This window comes from Pseudomonas sp. MEJ086 (assembly GCF_030209025.1).
GTDB classification, from domain to species: Bacteria; Pseudomonadota; Gammaproteobacteria; order Pseudomonadales; family Pseudomonadaceae; genus Aquipseudomonas; species Aquipseudomonas fulva_A.
Map to the genome: position 1 here is coordinate 127095 of NZ_JARVSV010000035.1, position 15645 is coordinate 142739.

The 15645-nt window shown below is 62.9% G+C and carries 14 protein-coding genes and 1 other RNA gene; 11 read left to right on the forward strand and 4 right to left on the reverse strand.

Annotation, left to right across the window (positions count from 1 at the left end; all coding sequences use genetic code 11):
* Positions 1-131 precede the first annotated feature (131 nt).
* Entirely contained in the window at positions 132-2237 is a 2106-nt protein-coding gene (gene pnp / locus QRN22_RS21825) for a polyribonucleotide nucleotidyltransferase (RefSeq protein WP_042554903.1), read from the forward strand.
* A 121-nt stretch (positions 2238-2358) separates the two neighbouring features.
* Complete coding sequence (locus QRN22_RS21830; protein ID WP_042554988.1) at positions 2359-3114, forward strand: carbon-nitrogen hydrolase family protein; 756 nt, start codon at positions 2359-2361, stop codon at positions 3112-3114.
* 74 nt (positions 3115-3188) lie between these two features.
* Here the strand turns inward: QRN22_RS21830 and QRN22_RS21835 are convergent, their stop codons facing one another.
* The 4 genes from QRN22_RS21835 to QRN22_RS21850 all read right to left on the reverse strand — a co-directional run bounded on the left by QRN22_RS21835 (position 3189) and on the right by QRN22_RS21850 (position 6556).
* Positions 3189-3722: a BON domain-containing protein gene (locus tag QRN22_RS21835; RefSeq protein WP_042554904.1), complete on the reverse strand. Its 534-nt coding sequence runs from the start codon at positions 3720-3722 to the stop codon at positions 3189-3191.
* Positions 3719-4312 carry a phosphoheptose isomerase gene (locus QRN22_RS21840; protein WP_042554905.1) on the reverse strand — a complete coding sequence of 198 codons (594 nt, stop codon included), beginning with the start codon at positions 4310-4312 and terminating at the stop codon, positions 3719-3721. Before QRN22_RS21840 ends, QRN22_RS21835 begins: the two co-directional genes overlap by 4 nt.
* Before the next feature lie 103 nt (positions 4313-4415).
* Positions 4416-4781: a YraN family protein gene (locus tag QRN22_RS21845; RefSeq protein ID WP_042554906.1), complete on the reverse strand. Its 366-nt coding sequence runs from the start codon at positions 4779-4781 to the stop codon at positions 4416-4418.
* On the reverse strand, positions 4778-6556 hold the full coding sequence (locus QRN22_RS21850; protein WP_042554907.1) for a penicillin-binding protein activator: 1779 nt from the start codon (positions 6554-6556) through the stop codon (positions 4778-4780). The genes QRN22_RS21845 and QRN22_RS21850 overlap by 4 nt, the downstream gene beginning before the upstream one ends.
* A gap of 171 nt (positions 6557-6727) precedes the next feature.
* On the opposite strand from QRN22_RS21850, the gene rsmI reads away from it, so the two are divergent.
* The 9 genes from rsmI to mraY all read left to right on the forward strand — a co-directional run bounded on the left by rsmI (position 6728) and on the right by mraY (position 15644).
* The gene (gene rsmI / locus QRN22_RS21855; protein ID WP_042554908.1) at positions 6728-7600 is read left to right on the forward strand and encodes a 16S rRNA (cytidine(1402)-2'-O)-methyltransferase; all 873 of its coding nucleotides are present in this window, start codon (positions 6728-6730) and stop codon (positions 7598-7600) included.
* A gap of 41 nt (positions 7601-7641) precedes the next feature.
* Positions 7642-7999, forward strand: an RNA gene (rnpB, locus tag QRN22_RS21860) — RNase P RNA component class A.
* A 301-nt stretch (positions 8000-8300) separates the two neighbouring features.
* Positions 8301-8756 carry a division/cell wall cluster transcriptional repressor MraZ gene (gene mraZ / locus QRN22_RS21865; protein WP_013792660.1) on the forward strand — a complete coding sequence of 152 codons (456 nt, stop codon included), beginning with the start codon at positions 8301-8303 and terminating at the stop codon, positions 8754-8756.
* A gap of 2 nt (positions 8757-8758) precedes the next feature.
* Complete coding sequence (gene rsmH / locus QRN22_RS21870) at positions 8759-9700, forward strand: 16S rRNA (cytosine(1402)-N(4))-methyltransferase RsmH (RefSeq protein WP_042554909.1); 942 nt, start codon at positions 8759-8761, stop codon at positions 9698-9700.
* Positions 9697-9990, forward strand: coding sequence for a cell division protein FtsL (ftsL, locus tag QRN22_RS21875; RefSeq protein ID WP_042554910.1), 294 nt, complete (start codon positions 9697-9699; stop codon positions 9988-9990). The genes rsmH and ftsL overlap by 4 nt, the downstream gene beginning before the upstream one ends.
* On the forward strand, positions 9990-11726 hold the full coding sequence (locus QRN22_RS21880; protein WP_179540169.1) for a peptidoglycan D,D-transpeptidase FtsI family protein: 1737 nt from the start codon (positions 9990-9992) through the stop codon (positions 11724-11726). The genes ftsL and QRN22_RS21880 overlap by 1 nt, the downstream gene beginning before the upstream one ends.
* Entirely contained in the window at positions 11726-13189 is a 1464-nt protein-coding gene (locus QRN22_RS21885; protein ID WP_042554912.1) for a UDP-N-acetylmuramoyl-L-alanyl-D-glutamate--2,6-diaminopimelate ligase, read from the forward strand. Before QRN22_RS21880 ends, QRN22_RS21885 begins: the two co-directional genes overlap by 1 nt.
* A complete protein-coding gene (locus QRN22_RS21890) occupies positions 13182-14561 on the forward strand; it encodes a UDP-N-acetylmuramoyl-tripeptide--D-alanyl-D-alanine ligase (RefSeq protein ID WP_042554913.1) in 1380 nt (459 codons plus the stop codon). Before QRN22_RS21885 ends, QRN22_RS21890 begins: the two co-directional genes overlap by 8 nt.
* On the forward strand, positions 14562-15644 hold the full coding sequence (gene mraY / locus QRN22_RS21895) for a phospho-N-acetylmuramoyl-pentapeptide-transferase (RefSeq protein WP_042554914.1): 1083 nt from the start codon (positions 14562-14564) through the stop codon (positions 15642-15644).
* The last annotated feature ends 1 nt before the right edge of the window (position 15645 follow it).

A 15645-nucleotide genomic window follows, 5' to 3' on the forward strand; every position in this document is an offset into this window, starting at 1 on the left:
TTTTGCGTTTATGCTTCACCCGTTTTATGGCTTCAGCCATTTTGGACAGCGCCGGGCCGATTCCCGAAGCGACTGCCCACGAATTCGCAAGAAACCGTTTCCCCAAAGGCAACAGAGAGAAGGAAAACACCGTGAACCCGGTAATCAAGAAATTCCAATTCGGTCAGTCGACCGTTACCCTCGAGACTGGCCGTATCGCCCGTCAAGCCTCCGGCGCAGTGCTGGTCACCGTTGACGACGACGTCGCCGTACTGGTCGCCGTAACCGGCGCCAAATCTGCCGACCCGAGCAAAGGCTTTTTCCCCCTGTCCGTGCACTACCAGGAAAAAACCTACGCTGCCGGCAAGATCCCGGGTGGCTTCTTCAAGCGTGAAGCGCGCCCGAGCGAGAAAGAAACCCTGACCTCGCGTCTGATCGATCGCCCGATCCGTCCGCTGTTCCCGGAAGGCTTCCAGAACGAAGTGCAGGTCATCTGCACCGTGATTTCCACCAGCAAGAAAACCGATCCGGACATCGCTGCGATGATCGGTACGTCGGCTGCCCTGGCAATCTCCGGTATTCCGTTCAATGGTCCGATTGGCGCTGCGCGCGTCGCTTTCCACCCGGATACCGGTTACCTGCTGAACCCGAACTACGAGCAGCTCAAGGCCTCCAGCCTGGACATGGTCGTGGCCGGCACCAAAGACGCGGTACTGATGGTCGAATCGGAAGCCAAAGAGCTGACCGAAGACCAGATGCTGGGTGCCGTGCTGTTCGCCCATGACGAATTCCAGGTGGTTATCCAGGCCGTTACCGAGCTGGCTGCCGAAGCCGCCAAACCGACTTGGGACTGGCAGCCGAAAGCGGAAAACACCTCCCTGCTGTCGGCTATCCGTAGCGACTTCGGTGACGCGATTTCCCAGGCTTACACCATCACCATCAAGCAAGACCGTTATGCGCGTCTGGGCGAGCTGAAAGATCAGGTGGTCGCCAAGTTCTCCGGTGAAGAAGGCCAGCCTTCTGCCGGTGAAGTGAAAGAAGCCTTCGGCGAAATCGAATACCGCACCGTGCGCGAGAACATCGTCAACGGCAAGCCACGTATCGATGGTCGTGACACCCGTACCGTGCGTGGCCTGAACATCGAAGTCGGTGTGCTGGACAAGACCCATGGTTCGGCGCTGTTCACCCGCGGCGAAACCCAGGCGCTGGTCGTTGCCACCCTCGGTACCGCCCGTGACGCACAGCTGCTGGACACCCTCGAAGGCGAGCGTAAAGACCCCTTCATGCTGCACTACAACTTCCCGCCGTACTCGGTGGGCGAGTGTGGCCGCATGGGCGCCACTGGTCGTCGTGAAATCGGCCACGGCCGTCTGGCTCGTCGTTCGGTACAGGCCATGCTGCCAGCTGCCGACGTGTTCCCGTACACCATTCGCGTGGTCTCGGAAATCACCGAGTCCAACGGTTCCAGCTCCATGGCTTCGGTTTGCGGTGCTTCCCTGGCGTTGATGGACGCTGGTGTACCGATGAAGGCGCCGGTCGCCGGTATCGCCATGGGTCTGGTCAAGGAAGGCGAGAAATTCGCCGTTCTGACCGACATCCTCGGCGACGAGGATCACCTCGGCGACATGGACTTCAAAGTGGCCGGTACCGCCAATGGCGTCACCGCGCTGCAGATGGACATCAAGATCCAGGGCATCACCGAAGAGATCATGGAAATCGCTCTGGGCCAGGCCCTGGAAGCGCGCCTGAATATCCTCGGCCAGATGAATCAGGTCATTGCTCAATCCCGTAGCGAACTGTCGGCCAACGCGCCAACCATGATCGCCATGAAGATCGACCAGGACAAGATTCGCGACGTCATCGGTAAAGGCGGCGCCACCATCCGCGCGATCTGCGAAGAAACCAAAGCCTCGATCGACATCGAAGACGATGGCTCGATCAAGATCTTCGGCGAAACCAAGGACGCTGCAGAGGCCGCGCGTCAGCGCGTTCTGGGCATCACCGCGGAAGCCGAGATCGGCAAGATCTACGTCGGCAAGGTTGAGCGCATCGTCGACTTCGGTGCCTTCGTCAACATCCTGCCGGGCAAGGACGGTCTGGTGCACATCTCCATGCTCAGCGATGCGCGTGTCGAGAAAGTCACCGACATCCTCAAGGAAGGTCAGGAAGTCGAAGTGCTGGTACTGGACGTCGACAACCGCGGCCGCATCAAACTGTCCATCAAGGACGTGGCTGCTGCCAAGGCTTCGGGTGTCTGATCCGGGCTAACGCCGCTGCTACGAGAAAGCCAGTCAGGGTGACCTGACTGGCTTTTTTATTGCCGCTCGTTTTTGCATTTGCAGGCGCTGCGTTAATGTGGCGCTTTTCGCGGAGAAGCTCATGGCATCACCTATTCTGGTAGCGGCTCAATGCGCGGTGCAGGCTGGCGATCTCGCTGCCAACCTTGCTCTGCATCTGGATTTCATGCGGCGCGCTCGCGAGCTGGGCGCGGCCCTGATTGTCTTCCCCGAACTATCGCTTAGCGGATACGAGCCAGCTCTTGCCTCTGCGCTGGCGCAGACCGCTGACAGTCCTTTGCTCGACCCGTTGTGCAGCCTGGCCATAGAGGCTGCGATGACGGTCGTGGTCGGTTTGCCGCTGCGTGTCGCTGGCCATGACAAGCCGCAGATCGCTGCCTGCATTCTTCATCCTGACGGCTCACGTGCCATCTACACGAAGCAATATTTGCACGCGGGCGAAGAGCAGTTTTTCATCGCAGGCCAAGGTGGTGCGCTACTGCTTATTGAGGACAACTTGGTGGCCTTGTCGGTGTGTGCCGATTTCGCCCATGGCGATCATCCCGCACAAGCTGCTGAGCATGGCGCGCAGGTGTATGCGGCCAGTGTTCTTATCGGTGAAGGCGGTTATCCCCGCGACAGCGCGCTGTTGCAAGGCTACGCACAGCATCACGCGATGGCGGTGCTGATGGCCAATCATGGTGGCCCGACGGGAGGCTGGGCTGCAGCGGGGCGCAGTGCGTTCTGGGATGAGCAGGGGAGCTGTATCGTATCGACGGCGGGAGTGGGCAATCGCCTGCTGGTCGTCTCCAGGCAGCCGGATGGATGGCACGGGCGTGACATTGCGTTATCCGGTTGATGCCTAAAAGCCAGATATAAAAAACGCCAGTCAGGGTATGCCTGGCTGGCGTTTTCGTTGGGGCGCTGTGCTGATCAGTCGGTGTACTGGAACAGCTTGATGATCTTCTGCACGCCCGACGTGCTCTGCACCACGTTGCTCGCGGCGTTGGCCTCCTGGCGGCTGACCACGCCCAGCAGGTAGACGACGCCGTTTTCGGTGATGACCTTGATACGGCTGCCAGGAACGCCGCTGTCGGCGAGCATCTGGGTCTTGATCTTGGTGGTCAGCAGCGAGTCGTTGCTGCGTGCCAGCAGCGAGCTTGGCTGCTGAACCTGCAGTTCGTTGTGTACCTTGCGCACGCCTTGCACGGTGCGCGCGGCCTGCTCGGCAGTGCTCTTCAGTTCAGAGCGCGGAGTTTGCCCGGCGATCAGGATCACGCCGTTGTAGCTGGTCACCACGATGTGCGAGGTGGGGCTGGCCAGGTCGGCGTGGGCGCGGGTGATGGCGTTGGCGACATCGGGGCCGACGAACTGGTCGTCGATCTTGTTGCCGATGCTGCGGCTGCCGCAACCGCCAAGGATCAGGCTGATTGCCAAGGCGGCGAAGATCAGTGGTGAACGGGTCATTCTTCACTCCCAAACAGTTGACTGTCGATAAGGTCGCACAAGCAGTGGATGGCCAGCAAATGGACTTCCTGAATGCGTGCCGTGACCTTGGACGGCACGCGAATTTCCACATCTTCGGGGAGCAGCAGCGAGGCCATGCCGCCGCCGTCGCGGCCGGTCAGGGCGACCACGGTCATTTCCCGATCGTGGGCGGCCTGAATGGCCTGGATCACGTTGGCCGAATTGCCGCTGGTGGAGATCGCCAGCAGCACGTCGCCAGGTTGGCCCAGTGCACGAATCTGCTTGGAGAAGATTTCGTTGTAGCTGTAGTCGTTGGCGATCGAGGTGATCGTCGAGCTGTCGGTGGTCAGTGCGATGGCAGGCAGGCTCGGGCGCTCGCGTTCGAAACGGTTGAGCAGTTCCGAAGAGAAGTGCTGAGCATCGCCAGCGGAACCGCCGTTGCCGCAGGAGAGAATCTTGCCTTCGCTGAGCAGTGCCTGAACCATCACCTGGCTGGCGTGTTCGATGAAGGGCGGCAGCACCTCCATCGCGTGGTGCTTGGCTTCGATGCTGGCTTGGAACAGCTGGCGAATACGGGCTTGCATATCCATGTGGATGTTTGACCTTGACTGTAACGGTACGCCGAGCCGTGTGGCGCGCAGCGCTGTCGTTGAAAATTGGCGGTGAACCGGAGCTGTCGCAGCAAGCCGGGGCTCAGCTGTCGAAGGCGTTCCTGATCCACTCCAGTGGTGCGGGTTTGCCATGGCCTATGGCTATGACATCGAAACGACAAGGATGTTTGGCCCAGCGCTTCTCTTGCTGCAGAAACTGTGTGGCCGTGGCGATCAGCTTGTCGCGCTTGCGCCTGTCGACACTCTCGATCGCACCGCCCCAGGCGCTGTGCTTGCGGTAGCGCACTTCGGCGAATACTACTGTATCGCCGTCGAGCATGACCAGATCGAGTTCGCCACGCTGCCCCCGCCAGTTCTGGGCAATGGGCTGCAAGCCGTGAGTTTCGAGATGCTCGCGGGCGAGGGCTTCAGCCGCCCGCCCGCTGGCATGTCGTGGGTCGTCGCTCAAAGCGGTGTGTCGGGCAGGCGCTGGATTTGCCCGCCACGGATTTCCGCCCAGGGCAGTTGGCGCTCGACCCGCTGCGCCGGGTTGAGGCTCAGGCTGCCGGAGAGGCCATCGACACGGCTGTCCGGCAGAGCCTTGAGCTGGCCCAGGCGCGGCGCCAGGCGGAAGGCGTCGACGCCCATGGCGTACAAGCGGCCCATGCTGCCACCAGCCTGCGGCCACTGATTATTGACCTGCTGGCGCAGTGGGTCGTTGGCGTCCAACAGCCAGGGTGTTTCGCAGAAGCGAATGCCGTCGAGGTCGCGGTACTGGGCGGCGTTCATGCTGCCGTTGAACAGGTGCGAAGTGGCATAGACCGGTACTTCGCCAGCGTACTGGTAGGCCAGGGTCGGTTTGATCTGCTGAGCCTGTTGCGGGGTGGCGGCAAGGAAGATGAAGTCGACATCCTGGCGGCGGCTGGGCGCGGCGCCGGAAGTCGAGCCGCTGCCGCTGAGCTGGAACAGGTTGGCGATCTGCCGGGCCATGTCCACCGGCTGGTCGATGTGTTCGGCGCCGAGAAAGGTGCCGCCAGCGGCCTGCCAGCTCTGCTGGAACGCGGCCAGGACGCGGTCGCCCCAGTCACCTTTGGGGACCAGTGCCACGGCGCTGCGCTTGCCATCGGCCCAGGCGCGGCGGGCGACTTCACGGGCTTCGTCTTCGGCTGCCAGGCCGAACTGGAACAGTTGATCCGGGCTTTCCGCGCTGGCTTCGCTGTAGTTGAGGGCCAGGGTGGTGATCGGCAGTTGCTCGCGATTGCCCAGTTGGGTCACCAGGTTCTTCTCGAGCGGGCCGACCACCAGTTGCACGCCATCGGCCTGCGCCTGGCGGTAGAAATCATCCAGGGAGGTCAAACGGGCGCTGTCGTACAGCTGGATTTGCGGCTGCTTCTCGCCGCTTTGCTGGGCCTGGTAATGGGCGGCGAGGAAGCCGTCACGCAGGGCGCGGGCCACGGATGCCAGTTGGCCTTCCTGAGGCAGCAGCAGGGCGATCTTCTCCAGCGGCTGGCTGGACAGCGCCTGCAGGTCGGCCAGGGCCTTCGGCAGTTGCTGGGCGGCGGGGTGGTTGGGGTGTTGAGCCAGCCAGTTATCGATGGCGCCTTGCTGTTGTTGCAGGGTGCCGACTGTCTTGGCCACCTGCGCCAACGACAGCCAGCCCGCCAGATCGGCATCGTCAGCGCTGGGCGCCGGCTCGGCCGGCAGGCTGGAGACCAGGCTCCAGATTCGATCCTGGTTGCGCTGTGCCTCGTCGCCGCTGAGCAGCGGCGCGATGAATACGCGCTCGCGAGCTGCAGCAAGAATCTGGCCGTCCTTCTCGAGTGCGTTGGCGCGGGTCAACTGCGTGCGTGTCTGCTGCTCGACCGGCAGTTCACCGAGGCGCTCGAGGCTGGGATGGGCGAGGGCACTGAGCGCCGCCTTGGCATCGTTGCGGGTCAGGGCCAGTTCGGCAGCGAGCGTGCTGGCGAAGATCTGCTGGGCCGGCTTCAGGGTCTGCAGGTCGACCTGGGCGAGAATACCGCTGGCGCGCTCGGCGTTGCCTTGCTTGTAGGCCAGGTCGGCGGCGGTGAGGCGCAGCAATTGCGCCTCTTCGCTCTGGCTGGTACCGGCCTGCTGGAGCATCTGCTCGAGGCTGGCTTGAGGTGTGCGAGGCAGTTCGCCGAGGTTGGAGGTGGGCGAGCTGCTGCAGGCAACGAGCAAGCCGGCAAGGCAGAGTGCAGAGAGCGGACGCAGGCAGGCGATCATGTAAGCGATTCCGGTTCTTGAGCAAATGAACGCGCAATTGTACCCAAGGCACGCCGCCGGCGCGATCTCGAAGGTGTTAACGGGTGCGCAGACAGCGGTATCGCCTGTCGCGAACCCCTCGTTTGTCGCACGCGTTACAATGCGCGCTTTCCGATTAGATGAGGCGCCGCCGTGACTGCTAGTGAAGCTCCCCGTTCCACCACGGGCACCTTGTTCGTGGTGGCGACGCCTATCGGCAATCTCGATGACCTCAGCACGCGGGCGCTCAAGGTGCTGAACGGTGTTGCGCTGATCGCCGCCGAGGATACCCGGCATTCCGCGCGCCTGATGCAGCACTTCGGTATCGGCACGCAGCTGGCTGCCTGCCACGAGCACAACGAGCGTGACGAGGGCAGCCGCTTTCTCGAGCGTCTGCGGGCGGGCGAGGATGTCGCATTGATTTCCGATGCCGGCACGCCACTGATCTCCGATCCCGGTTATCACCTGGTGCGGCAGGCGCGTGCTGCGGGTATTCGCGTGGTGCCGGTGCCGGGCGCTTGCGCGTTGATCGCCGCCTTGTCCGCTGCCGGGTTGCCTTCCGATCGTTTCGTCTTCGAAGGTTTTCTGCCCGCCAAGAGCGTGGGGCGGCGTACCCGTCTGGAGCTGGTGCGCGAAGAGCCGCGCACGCTGATCTTCTATGAAGCGCCGCACCGCATTCTCGAATGCCTGCAGGACATGCGCGACGTGTTCGGTGGCGAGCGCCAGGCGCTGTTGGCGCGTGAGCTGACCAAGACCTTCGAAACCCTGCAGGGGTTGCCACTCGATCAGTTGTGCGAATGGGTGGCGGCAGATGCCAATCAGCAGCGTGGCGAGTGCGTGGTGCTGGTGGCGGGCTGGCAGGCGCCCGAAGAGGAGGCCGCGGTCAGTGTCGAAGCGCTGCGCGTGCTCGATCTGCTGCTCGCCGAGTTGCCGCTCAAGCGTGCGGCGGCACTGGCCGCGCAGATCACCGGGGTGCGCAAGAACCTGCTTTATCAGGCCGCGTTAGAGCGTCAGCAGGACGTTTGAACTTGTTCTCAGCGTATCCCTGCGGTTACCCTAGTCGGCGGAGAGTCGATCGGACAGTCGCTGCCGTGCTTCGTTCGCGAAGTGTGGGGGAGGAAAGTCCGGGCTCCATAGGGCGGAGTGCCAGGTAATGCCTGGGGGGCGTGAGCCTACGGAAAGTGCCACAGAAAATAACCGCCTAAGCGCTTCGGCGCCGGTAAGGGTGAAAAGGTGCGGTAAGAGCGCACCGCACGGCTGGTAACAGTCCGTGGCTAGGCAAACCCCACTCGGAGCAAGACCAAATAGGGTTCCATTGGCGTGGCCCGCGCTGGAACCGGGTAGGTTGCTAAAGACGTACAGTGATGTCCGTCGTAGAGGAATGACTGTCCTCGACAGAACCCGGCTTATAGATCGACTCTCCACCTCCTTTCGCTTTACGCTCCATCCTCTCGTTTCTAATACCGAAAAGATCTTACTCTTAACAAACTACTTTAAGTTTGTGGGGTAGGCGTCTGTATGTCTTTGTTTTTACCCCGACTCTCGCTCCGAGAGCTCAGTCCCACTCCCTCCTTTAACCGCTAAATCTCCGTTCTATAAGGACTTTTCCGTTCTGGCGCGCCTTGACGGTGGGGTATGCGCGTTCCTATAGTGTGCCCCGGTGGTGAAAAGTGGCATGAAGTGGGTTTTTTTGGATGCAGATGGCTAATTAAGGGGAAACGCAGCAGTGTTTCGCGGAGCTAACGCCATAAGTCTCGACGCCAAAGGGCGACTCGCGATGCCTAGCCGGTATCGGGACGAGCTCGTGTCGCGTTCGGCTGGCCAGCTCATCGTTACCATTGATGCCATCGATCCCTGCCTGTGTGTCTACCCGCTGCCGGAGTGGGAAATCATCGAGAACAAGCTGCGTGAGCTGGCGTCCTTCCGTGAGGAAAACCGCCGCCTGCAGCGTTTGCTGATTGGTAATGCCGTCGACCTCGAGCTGGACGGTAGTGGTCGTTTTCTGGTTCCGCCGCGTTTGCGCGAGTACGCCAAGCTGGATAAGCGCGCGATGTTGGTGGGGCAGCTAAATAAATTTCAACTGTGGGATGAGGATTCCTGGAATGCCGTGGCAGACGCCGATCTGGCCGCCATCAAGCAACCGGGTGCTCTTTCCGATGACTTACGTGACCTGATTCTGTGATCATGACCAGTACCTTCCGCCATATTACCGTGTTGCTCGAGGAGGCCGTAGACGGCCTCTCGTTGCGCGCGGATGGCTGCTATGTGGACGGTACCTTCGGGCGGGGGGGGCACAGCCGGCTGATTCTTGATCGGATCGGACCAGGCGGTCGCTTGCTGGGATTCGACAAGGATCCCCTCGCAATCGCGACTGGAAATACGCTGGCGGCCGAAGACGGCCGCTTTGTCGTTGTGCAGCGCAGCTTTGCGGAACTTGCCGACGAGCTCGCTGTCCGCGACCTCGGTGGCCGCGTCAGTGGCGTGCTGCTGGATCTGGGGGTGTCGTCCCCGCAGTTGGACGACGCCGAGCGCGGCTTCAGTTTCCTCAATGACGGCCCGCTGGACATGCGCATGGACCCGACGCGCGGCGTCAGTGCTGCGCAGTTCATTGCCACTGCAGATGCCGACGAAATCGCGCGGGTCTTCAAAGAGTATGGCGAAGAGCGTTTCGCCAAGCGCATGGCTCGTGCCGTGGTGGAGCGTCGTGCCGAGCAGCCCTTCGAGCGCACCGGCGATCTGGCTCAGGTACTGACTGTCGCCAACCCCGCCTGGGAAAAGGGCAAGAATCCGGCTACCCGGGCTTTTCAGGGCCTGCGCATTCACGTCAATAACGAGCTGGGTGACCTGGAGCGTGGCCTCGACGCTGCGCTGGAAAGCCTGGAGGTCGGTGGTCGTCTGGTGGTGATCAGCTTCCACTCTCTGGAAGACCGCATCGTCAAACTGTTCATGCGCAAGCACGCCAAGGGCGAGATGGACAAGTTGCCCCGCGACCTGCCGATCATCCCCAAGGCCTTCGAGCCGCGCCTGAAGCTGATCGGCAAGCCGCAGTTCGCTTCCGAGGCCGAGCTCAAGGCCAACCCTCGCTCGCGCAGCGCCGTGATGCGCGTTGCGGAGAAGCTGCGATGAGCGGCGTGCTCGCCAAGCGTTTCCCCAAGGGCAGCCTGCTGATGCTGGTGCTCTTCGTTGCCGTGCTCGGTTCCGCGCTGGCGGTGTCCTACAGCGCGCACTGGAACCGTCAGTTGCTCAATGGCCTGTACGCCGAACTCAGTGTGCGCGACAAGGCGCAGGCCGAGTGGGGGCGGCTGATTCTCGAGCAAAGCACCTGGACCGCTCACAACCGTATCGAGACCCTGGCCAGCGAACAGCTGAAGATGCGCATCCCCGACGCTGCCGAAGTACGCATGGTGGCGCCATGATGAAGCTCGAGGGGGCTCTCTACCCGTGGCGCTTCCGCCTGGTCATGCTGCTGATGGCAGTGATGGTCGCAGCGATCGCTGCGCGTATCTTCGAACTGCACGTATTCGACCACGACTTCCTCAAGGCCCATGGCGATGCGCGCAGTGTTCGGCACATTCCGATTCCCGCGCACCGCGGGCTGATCACCGACCGCAATGGCGAGCCACTGGCTGTCAGTACACCGGTCACCACGCTGTGGGCCAATGGCAAGGAACTGCAGGCCGGCAAGGCTCAGTGGCCGGTGCTCGCGGCTGCGCTCGGCCAGGAGCCGAATGCTTTCGCCACGCGTCTGCAGGCCAACGCCGAACGCGAGTTCATGTACCTGGTCCGTGGTCTGACCCCGGAGCAGGGGCAGCGTGTGCTCGACCTCAAGGTGCCGGGCGTTTACCCGATCGAAGAGTTCCGCCGCTTCTACCCGGCCGGGGAAGTGACCGCCCACATGGTCGGCTTCACCGACATCGATGACCGCGGTCGCGAAGGCGTCGAGCTGGCGTTCGAGGACTGGCTGGCTGGCGTGCCCGGCAAGCGGCAGGTGCTCAAGGACAGGCGTGGTCGCCTGATTCGCGACGTGCAGGTGACTCAGAACGCCAAGGCCGGCAAGGCCCTGGCGCTTTCCATCGATCTGCGTCTGCAATATCTGGCTCACCGCGAACTGCGCAACGCGCTGGTCGAATTCGGTGCCAAGGCCGGCAGCCTGGTGATGGTCGACGTGAAGACCGGCGAAATCCTCGCCATGGTCAACCAGCCGACCTACAACCCGAACAACCGCCGCAATCTTCAGCCGGCTGCCATGCGCAACCGGGCAATGATCGATGTGTTCGAGCCAGGCTCCACCATGAAGCCGTTCTCCATGAGTGCTGCTCTGGAGACCGGGCGCTGGAAGCCTACCGACAAGGTCGATGTGCAGGGCGGTACGCTGCAGATCGGTCGTTACACCATCAAGGACGTCTCCCGTGCGCCGGAAGGCGTGCTCGACCTGACGGGCATTCTCATCAAGTCCAGTAACGTCGGCATGAGCAAGGTCGCCTTCGATATCGGCGGCGCTGCCATTTATGACGTCATGCAGCAGGTCGGCCTCGGCCAGGACACCGGCCTGAGCTTCCCGGGGGAGCGCGTCGGTAACCTGCCCAACCACCGCGAGTGGCGCAAGGCCGAGACCGCGACGCTGTCCTATGGCTATGGCCTCTCGGTTACCGCGGTGCAACTGGCCCATGCCTACGCCGTACTGGGCAACAGCGGGCGCAGTGTGCCGATGTCGCTGACCCGTACCGATCGTGTGCGCGACAGCGTGCAAGTGATCCCGGAAGACGTCGCCCACACCATGCAGGGCATGCTGCAACAAGTGATCGAGGCACCAGGTGGTGTATTCCGTGCCCAGGTGCCGGGTTACCACGTGGCTGGCAAGAGTGGTACCGCGCGCAAGACCGCTTCCGGTACCAAGGGCTATCAGGCCAATGCCTACCGTTCGCTGTTCGCCGGCTTCGCTCCGGCCAGCAACCCGCGTATCGCCATCGCCGTGGTCATCGACGAGCCGAGCAAGAGCGGCTACTACGGCGGCCTGGTATCGGCGCCGGTATTCAGCCGCGTCATGGCCGGTGGCCTGCGCCTGATGAACATCACCCCGGACAATCTGCCCGAGACTGCAGCGGCGAAAGCCGAAGCGCCGACGGCGACCAACAATGGAGGGCGCGGCTGATGCCCATGCCATTGAACCAGTTGTTGCCTCAGGCAAGCAGCGGCGTACTGATTCGTGAACTGACGCTGGACAGCCGTCAGGTGCGCCCGGGCGATTTGTTCCTGGCCGTTCCCGGCACTCGTCAGGATGGTCGCGTGCACATTGCCGACGCGATTTCCCGTGGTGCCGCTGCGGTTGCCTACGAAATCGATGGTTCGCTGCCAATGACCGCGGAGAGCGCCGAACTGGTCGCTATCAAGGGGCTGGCAGGGCAGTTGTCGGCGATTGCCGGGCGCTTCTATGGCGAGCCGAGCCGTGGCCTGCACATGGTCGGTATCACTGGCACCAACGGCAAGACCAGTGTCAGCCAGTTGCTGGCCCAGGCGCTGGATCTGCTCGGCGAGCCCTGCGGCATCGTCGGCACCCTCGGCAACGGATTTTATGGTGCTCTGGCTCAGGGGTTGCACACCACGCCCGATCCTATCGGCGTGCAGGCGACCCTGGCCGGGCTGAAGAAGAACGGTGCCCGGGCGATCGCCATGGAAGTATCGTCCCACGGTCTGCATCAGGGCCGTGTCGCCGCGCTGGACTTCGACGTGGCAGTGTTCACCAACCTGTCGCGCGATCACCTGGACTATCACGGCTCGATGGAAGCCTATCAGGCGGCCAAGTCGGCCCTGTTCGCATGGCCGAGCCTGCGCGCCCGGGTGATCAATCTGGACGACGCCACAGGCCGCAAACTGGCCGAGGACGAGCGCGAGTCGCGACTGATCGGTTACAGCCTGGAAAACGAAAGCGCCTACCTGTTCTGCCGTGACATTCATTTCGATGATCAGGGCGTGCGCGCCACATTGGTCACGCCACGGGGCGAAGGCAGCCTGCGCAGCTCGCTGTTGGGGCGCTTCAACCTCAGCAACCTGCTGGCGGTGGTCGGTGCGCTGGTGGCCATGGACTACCCGCTGGACGAGATTCTCAAGGCCCTGCCACGTCTGCAAGGGCCGGTGGGGCGCATGCAGCGCCTGGGTGGCCAGCAGGCACCGCTGGTGGTGGTCGATTACGCCCACACCCCGGACGCCCTGGAAAAAGTACTGAGTGCGCTGCGCCCGCATGTCACCGGTCGTCTGCTGTGCCTGTTCGGCTGTGGCGGGGATCGTGATCGTGGCAAGCGTCCGCTGATGGCCGAAGTCGTCGAGCGCCTGGCCGATGCCACGCTGGTCACCGACGACAATCCGCGCAGCGAGGCGCCCGAGCAGATTTTCGAGGATATCCGTGCCGGTCTGCGCAGCGCGGATCAGGTGCGTTTCGTCCATGGCCGTGGCCGTGCCATCGCTGAGCTGATCGGCGAAGCCGCGGTGGGCGACGTGGTGGTGCTGGCTGGCAAGGGCCACGAGGATTACCAGGAAATCGACGGCGTGCGTCAGCCGTTCTCCGATTTGCAGGAAGCTGCTCGCACACTCGCGGCATGGGAGGCGGCACATGCTTAAGGCGCTGCGTTTGAGTGAAGTGGCCGGGCCATTGAACGGTCGCCTGGTTGGCGAAGATCGCGCTTTCGATGCCGTCAGCACCGATAGCCGCAGTATCGTGCCCGGCCAATTGTTCATCGCCCTGAGCGGCCCGCGTTTCGACGGTCATGACTACCTGGCGCAGGTCGCTGCCAAGGGCGCTGTGGCGGCGCTGGTCGAGCGGGAAGTGCCGGATGCCGGTTTGCCACAGTTGGTAGTCGGCGATACGGCCCTGGCCCTCGGTCAGCTGGCTGCCTTGAATCGCCAGGCATACGGTGGCCCGTTGGCGGCCGTGACCGGCTCCAGTGGCAAGACCACGGTCAAGGAAATGCTCGCCAGCATCCTGCGCGCTGCCTTCATGGATCTGGGCGGCACCGTGCTGGCCACCCGTGGCAACCTGAACAACCAACTCGGCGTGCCATTGACGCTGCTGGAGCTGGCGCCCGAGCACAAGGGTGCCGTGATCGAACTCGGCGCTTCCGGTATCGGCGAGATCGCCTACACCGTCGGCCTGACTCAGCCCCAGGTAGCGATCATCACCAATGCCGGCAGCGCTCACGTGGGCGAGTTCGGCGGGCCGGAGAACATCGTGCTGGCCAAGGGCGAGATCCTCGAAGGGTTGGCCGAAGGTGGCGTGGCCGTGCTCAATCGCGATGACGTGGCCTTCGAGCGCTGGGTCAAGCGCGCTGCCGGTCGTCGCGTGCTGAGCTTCGCCCTGCGCGACGCCAGCGCCGATTTCCATGCCAGCGAGCTGAGTCGCGATCCGCGCGGTTGCCCGTCCTTCAGCCTGTATTGCCACGACGGCCAGGCCCGCGTGCAACTGAACCTGCTGGGTGAGCACAACGTCGCCAATGCGCTGGCCGCTGCAGCGGCCGCCCATGCCCTGTCGGTGCCGCTGATGGCCATCAAGAACGGTCTCGAGAGCCTGTTGCCGGTCAAGGGCCGGGCCGTGGCGCAACTGGCGCAGAACGGTGCCCGGGTGATCGACGATACCTACAACGCCAACCCCGCCTCGATCTGCGCCGCCATCGACATCCTCGCCGGCTTTTCCGGCCGCAAGGCGCTGGTGCTGGGGGATATCGGCGAGTTGGGTGCCTGGTCGGAGCAGGGCCACCGCGAAGTCGGCGAATACGCGATCGGCAAGGCGGACGTTCTGTACGCGGTCGGGCCGCAGATGAAACACGCCGTTCAGGCTTTCGGTAGCCAAGCTCGGCATTTCGCCGACCAGGCCGCCTTGATCGCTGCGGTCCGCGCCGAGCCCGGCGACAGCACCATTCTAATTAAAGGTTCACGCAGCGCCGCGATGGAAAACGTCGTGGTCGCGCTGTGTGGCGATAGCGGGGAGAGTCACTAAATGCTGCTGCTGCTGGCAGAGTATCTGCAACAGTTCCACAAGGGCTTCGCGGTCTTTCAGTACCTGACGCTGCGCGGGATTCTCGGCGTGCTCACGGCGCTGACACTGTCGCTGTTCCTGGGCCCCTGGATGATCCGTACCCTGCAGATTCGGCAGATCGGTCAGGCCGTGCGCAACGACGGCCCGCAGTCGCACCTGTCGAAGAAAGGCACGCCGACCATGGGCGGTGCGCTGATCCTCTCGGCGATCGCCGTCAGCACCCTGCTGTGGGCTGACCTGAGCAACCGTTACGTGTGGGTGGTGCTGATCGTTACCCTGCTGTTCGGCGCCATCGGTTGGGTCGACGACTACCGCAAGGTGATCGAAAAGAATTCCCGGGGTCTGCCTAGCCGCTGGAAGTACTTCTGGCAGTCGGTGTTCGGCCTGGGCGCGGCGACCTTCCTTTATATGACTGCGCAGACGCCGATCGAGACCACCCTGATCGTGCCGTTGCTCAAGGATGTCAGCATCCCGCTGGGCATCGGTTTCGTGATCCTGACCTACTTCGTCATCGTCGGCTCCAGCAACGCGGTGAACCTGACCGATGGCCTCGATGGCCTGGCCATTCTGCCAACCGTCATGGTCGGTGGCGCCCTGGGCATCTTCTGCTACCTGTCGGGCAACGTGAATTTCTCCGAGTACCTGCTGATTCCCTATGTGCCGGGGGCGGGTGAGCTGATCGTGTTCTGCGGTGCGCTGATTGGCGCCGGCCTGGGCTTCCTGTGGTTCAACACCTACCCGGCGCAGGTGTTCATGGGCGACGTGGGTGCGCTGGCGCTGGGCGCTGCACTGGGCACCATCGCCGTGATCGTGCGTCAGGAAATCGTGCTGTTCATCATGGGCGGCGTATTCGTCATGGAAACCCTGTCGGTGATCATCCAGGTCGCCAGCTTCAAGCTGACCGGCAAGCGCGTGTTCCGCATGGCACCGATTCACCACCATTTCGAGTTGAAGGGTTGGCCCGAACCACGGGTCATCGTTCGTTTCTGGATCATCACCGTCATTCTGGTGTTGATCGGCCTCGCTACTTTGAAACTGCGTTGAG